The 6,246-nt window shown below is 53.2% G+C and carries 5 protein-coding genes and 2 tRNA genes; 3 read left to right on the top strand and 4 right to left on the bottom strand.

Features of this window, described 5'->3' with window-relative positions; genetic code table 11:
* Positions 1-70: 70 nt before the first annotated feature.
* Both phoH and ACMWKA_RS02450 read left to right on the top strand, forming a co-directional pair.
* A complete protein-coding gene (gene phoH, locus ACMWKA_RS02445) occupies positions 71-862 on the top strand; it encodes a phosphate starvation-inducible protein PhoH (RefSeq protein ID WP_013097183.1) in 792 nt (263 codons plus the stop codon).
* Between the two features lie 408 nt (positions 863-1,270).
* Positions 1,271-2,776: an alanine/glycine:cation symporter family protein gene (locus ACMWKA_RS02450; protein WP_038419085.1), complete on the top strand. Its 1,506-nt coding sequence runs from the start codon at positions 1,271-1,273 to the stop codon at positions 2,774-2,776.
* A 450-nt stretch (positions 2,777-3,226) separates the two neighbouring features.
* On the opposite strand, the gene ACMWKA_RS02455 is transcribed toward ACMWKA_RS02450, so the two are convergent.
* The 3 genes from ACMWKA_RS02455 to ACMWKA_RS02465 form a co-directional block, all read right to left on the bottom strand.
* Positions 3,227-3,314 (bottom strand) — tRNA-Ser (locus ACMWKA_RS02455).
* 137 nt (positions 3,315-3,451) lie between these two features.
* Complete coding sequence (locus ACMWKA_RS02460) at positions 3,452-4,129, bottom strand: isochorismatase family protein (RefSeq protein WP_020689641.1); 678 nt, start codon at positions 4,127-4,129, stop codon at positions 3,452-3,454.
* Positions 4,130-4,149: 20 nt separating this feature from the next.
* The gene (locus ACMWKA_RS02465) at positions 4,150-5,010 is read right to left on the bottom strand and encodes a pirin family protein (protein WP_414759963.1); all 861 of its coding nucleotides are present in this window, start codon (positions 5,008-5,010) and stop codon (positions 4,150-4,152) included.
* 109 nt (positions 5,011-5,119) lie between these two features.
* On the opposite strand from ACMWKA_RS02465, the gene ACMWKA_RS02470 reads away from it, so the two are divergent.
* Complete coding sequence (locus ACMWKA_RS02470) at positions 5,120-6,025, top strand: LysR family transcriptional regulator (RefSeq protein WP_029881942.1); 906 nt, start codon at positions 5,120-5,122, stop codon at positions 6,023-6,025.
* Positions 6,026-6,156: 131 nt separating this feature from the next.
* Here ACMWKA_RS02470 and ACMWKA_RS02475 read toward each other — a convergent pair.
* Positions 6,157-6,244: transfer RNA gene (locus ACMWKA_RS02475), tRNA-Ser, on the bottom strand.
* Positions 6,245-6,246 lie beyond the last annotated feature (2 nt).

Genomic DNA, 6,246 nt, shown 5'->3' on the forward strand with positions numbered 1-6,246 from the left:
TGATGTTCGTGCGCATAATCGTGCCGAAACTGGCGCGTGTGATGAATACCAACAACTCAAGGTGCTATCCATGGGAAGACAAAAAGCAGTGATCAAAGCTCGTCGCGAAGCAAAACGTGTGCTGAGACGGGATTCACGTAGTCATAAACAGCGTGAAGAAGAATCGGTCACCTCGCTTGTGCAGATGAGTGGCGTAGAAGCAATTGGCATGGCGCGGGACAGCCGTGATAATTCCCCAATTGTGGCGCGCAATGAGGCTCAGGCGCACTACCTGAATGCTATCGAGAGTAAACAGCTCATCTTTGCAACCGGTGAAGCCGGATGCGGGAAAACCTGGATCAGTGCAGCCAAAGCAGCGGAGGCCCTAATCCATAAGGACGTGGAGAGAATTATTGTTACCCGTCCGGTACTGCAAGCTGATGAAGATCTCGGCTTCTTGCCCGGTGACATATCGGAGAAGTTTGCCCCTTACTTCAGGCCCGTTTATGACGTGCTGGTGAAGCGACTGGGTGCATCCTTTATGCAGTACTGCCTGCGACCAGAGATTGGCAAGGTGGAAATCGCGCCGTTCGCCTATATGCGCGGACGTACATTTGAAAATGCGGTCGTCATTCTTGACGAGGCTCAGAACGTGACCGCTGCGCAAATGAAGATGTTCTTAACGCGCCTCGGGGAGAACGTGACGGTTATCGTCAATGGCGATATTACCCAGTGCGACCTGCCATCCGGCGTGAAATCCGGCTTGAGCGACGCCATGTCACGTTTTGAGGAAGACGACATGATTGGGGTAGTACGCTTTACCAAAGAAGATTGTGTGCGGTCGGCGCTGTGCCAGCGCACGCTGGAAGTCTATTCCGACTGACGGTAAAACATCGCCGTTTTACCGCTCACCTGTCATCCCTTCCCGGCGTAATGCCGGGAAGCTTCTTTTATTTCTTCTCACGACTCGCGTCTGGTTGTCTTTTAAAAGATTGCCTGTCTTGCGGAATTCATCATGTCGGTTATTCATTTTTGACGCTGGTTTTTTATCACGCTCAGCGAAATGTGATGTGTATTTATAATATCCACAAAGTACCCATGAATATCATGATCGCGCTAATTGTTCGCTCAAATTTAAACGTGAATGTTGTCACATAATGTTACTAAGATGTGAAAATTAAGTTGGTGTATTGTGTCTAATTCTCTATGTTTCGTACTGATTCAAACAACATTCTAACAAGAAAATCCCATGGGGAACCGTTTCCCTGGAACATCACGTTGAGGGTCATACATGAACGAACTGGTTGGTGCAATTAACGGTGTTATCTGGAGCCCGGCGTTAATATTTTTATGTCTGGGTGTCGGCCTCTATTTCTCATTACGTAGTCGTTTTTTGCAGTTACGTCATATAAAACATATGATTACCTTGATGTTCCAGGGGCGTCCTACCGATGCTGGCGTATCGTCGTTCCAGGCACTGACGATGACGCTGGCAGGGCGTGTAGGGACCGGGAACATTGCTGGCGTCGCCACCGCTATCACCTTCGGTGGACCGGGCGCACTTTTCTGGATGTGGATTGTGGCGTTTTTGGGGGCCAGCTCTGCGTTTGTGGAATCTACGTTGGGCCAGGTTTATAAAGAAAAAATCAATGGTGAATATCGTGGCGGTCCTGCCTTTTATATTGAAAAAGGATTAGGCGTTAAATGGTATGCATGGTTATTTGCTGTCGTCACCATTTTCTCCTGCGGTTTATTACTTCCAGGGGTACAAGCAAACTCGATTGGTGCCAGCCTGGATATTGCATTTGGGCTTGATCCAAATGTCACGGCAGCATTACTTGCCGTACTGTTAAGTTTTATTATTTTCGGTGGTGTGAAAAGGATCGCCAGTTTTAGCAGTATGGTCGTTCCGTTTATGGCGCTCGGCTATATTATTGTGGCTTGCGTTATTATCGCCATTAATATTACCGAGCTTCCTGGTGTGATTCTGTTGATCTGGAAAAGCGCTTTTGGTCTGGAAGCAGGTTTTGGTGCCATTCTTGGTCAGGCTATCATGTGGGGCGTTAAGCGCGGGGTCTATTCCAATGAGGCGGCGCAAGGTACCGGGCCGCATGCGTCATCTGCGGCGGCAGTGAGCCATCCGGTGAAGCAGGGGCTGGTTCAGGCTTTCTCGGTCTATATCGACACGCTGTTTGTCTGCTCGGCGACCGGGTTTATGCTGTTGATCACCGGTCTGTATAACGTGCAGGGCATTGACGGTGCTGCACTCTATACCGGTATTTCCGGCGTGGCAGCAGGGCCTGGCTATGTGCAGACGGCAATGGAAAGTATGATGCCAGGCTTTGGTAATTACTTTGTTGCTGTTGCGCTGTTCTTCTTTGCCTTCACAACCATTATTGCTTACTACTATATTGCTGAAACCAATATCGCCTTCATCAACCGTAAAATTCACCGTCCATGGCTGACATTCGTGCTCAAATTATGCCTGATGGCTTCAACGGTATATGGCACAGTCCGTACGGCGGATCTGGCATGGGGGCTGGGGGATATTGGGGTAGGGCTGATGGCATGGCTTAACATTATTGCCATTGTGCTTTTACATAAAAAAGCGTTTGCCAGCCTTAAGGATTATGAAATTCAGAATGCGCAGGGGGTGGATCCGCACTTTGACCCGATTCGACTGGGGATTAAAAATGCGGACTACTGGCTGGAAGAGCGTAAAGATGAACCTGCTGCAAATCCAGAACAGACGACTTCTGTCGTGAGAGAGCAGAACGCAGGGAAACTGAACAATTAATCGTGGTAGCCCGTATTAATTTACGGGCCCATGGGTCTTGTAGGCCGGGTAAGCGTTAGCGCCACCCGGCGAATAAGGCGACTACGTTGCTGAACTGTCTTTGTCGAACCCCGGTCGGGGATTCTCATCCCCCCCTTCGGAGACTATAAAAGAAAAAAGCCCGTACTTTCGTACGAGCTCTTGTCTTGAATATGGCGGTGAGGGGGGGATTGACTCGCTTCGCTCGCCGTTACTCGGCCCATCCATGGGCCTCGCCCCTTTGGGGCCAACGCAGGCGTTGTTCAAAAACGCTCCCGGCGTTTTTGTGCGGGCAGCCTGTTCGCTGCGCTCGCAGTCTGTCCAACTGGCTGTCGCCAGTTGTCGAACCCCGGTCGGGGATTCTCATCCCCCCCTTTCGGAGACTATAAAAGAAAAAAGCCCGTACTTTCGCACGAGCTCTTGTCTTGAATATGGCGGTGAGGGGGGGATTCGAACCCCCGATACGTTGCCGTATACACACTTTCCAGGCGTGCTCCTTCAGCCACTCGGACACCTCACCATATTGTTTTGCTGCCTGACCGCTTGGGGGGCAACGGGGCGTTACTATAGGGAGTTGCGCTAAAACGGTCAAGCAGATTTTCAGCTTTAGTGCGTGTTCGGTTAAGCCTTAATCAGCTTTGGTAACAGCACGGGCGCTTAACGCTGTGAATCGAGCGCTTCGCTGTTTTTCACCACTTCCTGCGCCTTGCCGTAGCTCTCGATCAGCAGCTGATACGCCGGGAAAATGTGTGTGTAGACTTCTGCCCACTCGGCCGCATCTTCACGGTTCCATGTCCGCTGGATCTCAGAGGCAACAGCCGCCGTATCCATTGGCACCACGCCCGCCTGCACCACACGGGCCAGGGTGATCTCCTGCGCCATTTTGCTGTAAGTACCGGACGCATCAATCACCGCAAAGACTTTATAGCCATCCGCCACTGCGCTAATCGACGGAAACGCCATGCAGACGCTGGTGATGGTACCGGCGATAATCAACGTCTTACGTCCGGTGGCTTTAACCGCGGCCACAAATTCCGGGTTATCCCAGGCGTTGATCTCCCCTTTACGTGCCACATACTGTGCATGCGGCGCGTTGGCATGAATTTCCGGGATGAGCGGACCGTTCGGGCCCTGCGGGACGGAAGCGGTGGTGATCACCGGGATGTTCGCAAGCGTCGCGATTTTCGCCAGAGCCGCCGCACGGGCACGCAGCTCAGGCATCGGCATATCGCCGACGGTCTGGAACAGGCCACTCTGGTGGTCGATAAGCAACATCACCGCATCGTTCACATCAATGACCGGACGTGCTCCATTAAAGTTGGCAGGTGTAGACATGTTCATCTCCTTTATTACGGTTATATCTGGCCGAAACGGCCGGAGTTGAAATCACGAATGGCTTCATTGATTTCGGTTTTACTGTTCATCACGAACGGGCCGTAGCCCACAATCGGTTCATTCAGCGGCGCACCGGCCATCAGCAGTACTTTGGCATCGCTGCTGGCTTCCAGGTGTAACCTGTCACCTTCCTGACTCATGACCACCAGCTGTGCTTCTCCCGCGTGAGCCGTACCGTTCACCGTGACATGGCCTTCCAGCACCACCAGCGCCGTGCTCCAGCCCTCTGGCTGACTCAGCGTGACGTGGCTGCCCTGGTTGAGGGCAATCTCCCACACGTTCAGCGGCGAGAAGGTATGCGCCGGGCCGCTAACATCGCCGTAGTGACCAGCGATAACCCGCAGCGAGCCGCTGTTGTCGGGCAGCGTCACCACCGGGATATCGGCTTTGGTAATGCCCTGATAGCCCGGCGTTGCCATTTTGTCTTTCGCCGGCAGGTTGACCCAAAGCTGCATCATCTTGAGTTCTCCGCCTTTGTGCGCGAACGCGCTGGAGTGGAACTCTTCATGCAGAATGCCTGCACCGGCTGTCATCCACTGCACGTCGCCCGGACCAATGACGCCGCCTCTGCCGGTGGAGTCGCGATGCTCCACTTCGCCGGAATAGACAATGGTGACCGTTTCAAAACCACGATGCGGATGCTCGCCCACCCCGCGTTTTGTGCCGTCCGCCGGGAAGGTATGTGGGCCTGCGTAGTCCAGCAGTAAGAACGGGCTCAGCGACTCGCCGTGTGTCTGATAAGAAAACATCGAACGCACCGGGAAACCATTGCCAACCCAGTGTTGACGGGGGGCGGTATAGACGCCTGTTACGTTTTTCATGATGAACTCCTGATGTTCTGTTGATGTAATTAGCTTATATTCTGAGTTAATGTTCCGGTAGAGAGTGAAAATGGCATTCACTGTTCTGAAAATAGAACGATGAGGATTTATGCAGGATCTCAATGACTTTGTGTGGTTTGTGAAAGTGGTCGACTACGGTGGTTTTGCAGCAGCAGGGCGGGCACTCGATCTGCCTAAGTCCAGGCTGAGCCGCCGTATTGCGCAGCTTGAAGAGCGGCTCGGCGTGCGGTTAATTCAACGTACAACGCGACAATTTACGGTAACGGAGGTCGGGCAGACGTTCTATCAACACTGCAAAGCCATGATGGTTGAAGCGGAAGCGGCGGAAGAAGCCGTGGCCGCGCTGCAGGCGGAACCGCGCGGTATCGTCAGGCTCACCTGTCCTGTCACGTTGTTGCATGTGCATGTCGGCCCGATGCTGGCGCGGTTTATGGTGCGCTATCCCGGGATCAACCTTCAGCTGGAAGCAACGAACCGGCGGGTCGATCTGGTGGGGGAAGGTGTGGATGTGGCGATCCGCGTGCGTCCCCGTCCGTTTGATGACAGCGATCTGGTATTACGGGTGCTTGCCGACCGGGGACATTGCCTGGTCGCGGGCCCGGCCTTGATTGAACGCCTGGGAAAACCGTCGATGCCGTCAGAACTCAGCGCCTGGCCCGGGTTGAGTATGGGCGAGGGTAAGCATATCCATAAATGGCAATTATGCGGCCCGGAAGGCGCGAAAGCAGAAATCCATTTTTCCCCGCGCCTGATTACCACCGACATGCTGGCGCTGCGTGAAGCGGCCATGGCGGGCATCGGTGTGGTGCAACTGCCGATATTGATGGTGAAAGATCAGCTGGCATCAGGAGAGCTGATTCGGGTGCTGGAGGCGTGGGAGCCAAAAAGAGAAGTGATTCATGCGGTTTATCCATCAAGACGCGGATTACTGCCGTCCGTCAGGGCGCTGGTGGATTTTCTTACAGAAGAGTATGCACGGATGGTTGAAGAGTAGTTTTTTGTAAGTCGGGTAAGCGCAGCGCCACCCGACATAAAGAGCGCAGGGGGCTCAAGGTTCTCATCCCCCTTTTCGGAGACTATAAAAGAAAAAAGCCCGTACTTTCGTACGAGCTCTTATCTTGAATATGGCGGTGAGGGGGGGATTCGAACCCCCGATACGTTGCCGTATACACACTTTCCAGGCGTGCTCCTTCAGCCACTCGGACACCTCACCAT

Origin of the sequence: Enterobacter sp. 03-F-07-AD-ECC (assembly GCF_047530935.1) — a bacterium.
Taxonomy (GTDB): Bacteria; Pseudomonadota; Gammaproteobacteria; order Enterobacterales; family Enterobacteriaceae; genus Enterobacter; species Enterobacter cloacae.

Coding starts and splice junctions, on each gene's coding strand:
- ACMWKA_RS02450 (WP_038419085.1), top strand. CDS start 1,271: ATGAACGAACTGGTTGGTGCAATTAACGGTGTTATCTGGAGCCCGGCG.
- phoH (WP_013097183.1), top strand. CDS start 71: ATGGGAAGACAAAAAGCAGTGATCAAAGCTCGTCGCGAAGCAAAACGT.
- ACMWKA_RS02460 (WP_020689641.1), bottom strand. CDS start 4,129: ATGTCTACACCTGCCAACTTTAATGGAGCACGTCCGGTCATTGATGTG.
- ACMWKA_RS02465 (WP_414759963.1), bottom strand. CDS start 5,010: ATGAAAAACGTAACAGGCGTCTATACCGCCCCCCGTCAACACTGGGTT.
- ACMWKA_RS02470 (WP_029881942.1), top strand. CDS start 5,120: ATGCAGGATCTCAATGACTTTGTGTGGTTTGTGAAAGTGGTCGACTAC.